We start from the raw sequence: 2296 nt of genomic DNA on the forward strand, positions 1-2296 counted from the left end.
TTGTTGTCGTTCTGATTCTGCTTTCAGATTTAAATTGTCCGACAATCGGTTTTATCATGCAGTAAGGTGCAGAGAATGCACTTTACTGCCTTTTTTGTTACCACAAATTACTCGGAATATAACCAATAAAGGGTTTGCGACCCGGACATTCAAACAAACATGTACCAATTTACTATCAAACCGACTTTATGACTTATGCAAGGCAGCCCTGTTGTTGTGTTGTCATTCTGATTCTTGCATTAGCTTGTATGACTGTTGGTTGTCTTACACAGAAAAGTGCACTGTCTGCACTTTTCTGTTTTTTTTGAACATAATTACTCGAAATATAAACAACAATGAAAAAAATTTATTTATGTATTCTAGGCTTTTTCAGCCTGGCTGTGCTGCACGCACAAGTAGGAATAAACACTACGACTCCTGATGCTTCCGCTGCGTTGGATATTGTCAGTACGAACAAGGGAGTACTTATACCCCGTGTAACGACAGCTCAACGTCTGGCAATTGCAACTCCTGCACCGGGTTTACTTGTTTATGATACCGACCTGAAATGTATCTCTCAGAATGCAGGAACATCAGCCGCTCCATCGTGGGTTTGCCTGTCTGCCAAAGATACTCAGTCGGGATCGTTTTATATGCCTTCTATTGCCATTGATGCATCAAACATAGTGACAAATAAGACACTCGATTTGTATGCCGAATATAAAAAGCAGTTCAATACTCCGACCAAAGTAAGTACGGGTGCTCCTGCCAGTATTCCTTACTTTGCAGCAGCTTCAGACTTGTATTATTATATAACCTATTATGATGATTCGGTATTGAAAATTAATAGTCTTGGAGATTCAGGAGTGCTTAACTATGATATACTGAAGGAGGCGGACTATGCTACTTTTATGAATGTGGTTTTTGTCGTTAAATAAAAAAACAAAGGATATATGAGAAGAATAGTATTATTACTTACTTTGATAGGCCTTTGTATGCATGCGAAAGCTCAGAAAGAAACTTATAATTGGGCATTTGGTTATGGTTGCGGGTTAACGTGGAATGACACCCGCAGTGTAGCGGCAACAGGTATTGGGAGTACAATAAATGCAACACTCACTGATTTACCAACTTTCTTTAACTCTTCCATAAGTACTCTGGAGGGATGCTTCAGCCTTTCGGACAGTGATGGAAATCTCCTTTTTTACTCAGATGGGATGACTATTTATAACAAAAACAATGCAGTAATGGCTAACGGTTCAGGGATGGGAGGGCATAATTCATCCGCGCAATCGGGTATTATACTGCCTTTCCCCGAAAGTACAACGCAATATATGGCCGTGTCTCTAGGAATGACTTCTGCTGGCAATTTAGCTTATTCTATCATAGATATGAGTTTGAATGCAGGTCTTGGTGGTGTTACCAGTCAGAAGAATATCCGGTTTCCCAATCCTTCAGGTACAACAGGGGAGAGTGTTACTTCTATTAAACACGCCAATGAGACAGATTATTGGGTTGCTGCACCGGGTAAAGGAAGTCCTACTTATTTGAATGCTTGGCTGGTGAGTAGCAGTGGAGTGAGTTCATCTCCTGTTGTAACAACATGTCCCACATCTATCTCGGCGAGTACATCAAATGGATATTTCAAGTTTACTCCCGATGGTAAGCATTTTGTATATGCAACATATACAGGTAATGTGATGATGTATGGAGATTTTGATAGGAGTACAGGTATATTCAGTAACATTAGAACGGTTACAGGATTACCTAGTCCTTATGGAGTCGAATTTTCGCTATCTATGAAATATTTATATCTGGTTTGTGTAAGGGGAGATTTGAGGGTGTATGACCTAGAAGCATTATTAGCGACGAACAATCCGGCAACAGTAGTTCCTAAAACATTTTCATTAGGAATAAGTACTGAAGTTTCGGCTGCTCAGATGGGGCCTGACGGACGTATATATATATGCCCGTATTCGCAAAATTATCTTTATGTAGTGGATAACCCTGATGAATATGATAATTTAAAAGTATATAGATTACCTGCCGGATTTTTAGGGAAGACAACAGGTGTCGGATTACCAACTTTTGCCGCGTCATGGTTTTCAGCCAAGGTAACAGAAAAATCTTTCGTCTGTACGAGTAACGATTTTAAATACACGGTTGAAGTAAGTATGTCGGGACCTGTATCCGATCAGCCGATTAAACTTGTCTGGGATTTCGGAGATGGTTCAGCAACTGTCACTCAAAATATAGTTTCGGATCAAACGATCTATAAACAGATCCACAATTATGCAACAACAGGCAAGTATACGAT

2 protein-coding genes are annotated in these 2296 nt (G+C 39.8%); both read left to right on the plus strand.

What is annotated here, in order from left to right; genetic code table 11:
• The first annotated feature begins 335 nt into the window (after window positions 1–335).
• A complete protein-coding gene (locus tag K322_RS0113470; protein WP_026627343.1) occupies window positions 336–917 on the plus strand; it encodes a hypothetical protein in 582 nt (193 codons plus the stop codon).
• Window positions 918–932: 15 nt separating this feature from the next.
• Window positions 933–2296: hypothetical protein (locus tag K322_RS0113475; protein ID WP_035332145.1), on the plus strand; the 1364-nt coding region annotated here is incomplete at its 3' end.

The sequence above is a fragment of the Indolivaga capnocytophagoides DSM 22835 genome (assembly GCF_000426485.1).
GTDB classification, from domain to species: domain Bacteria; phylum Bacteroidota; class Bacteroidia; order Bacteroidales; family Dysgonomonadaceae; genus Dysgonomonas_A; species Dysgonomonas_A capnocytophagoides.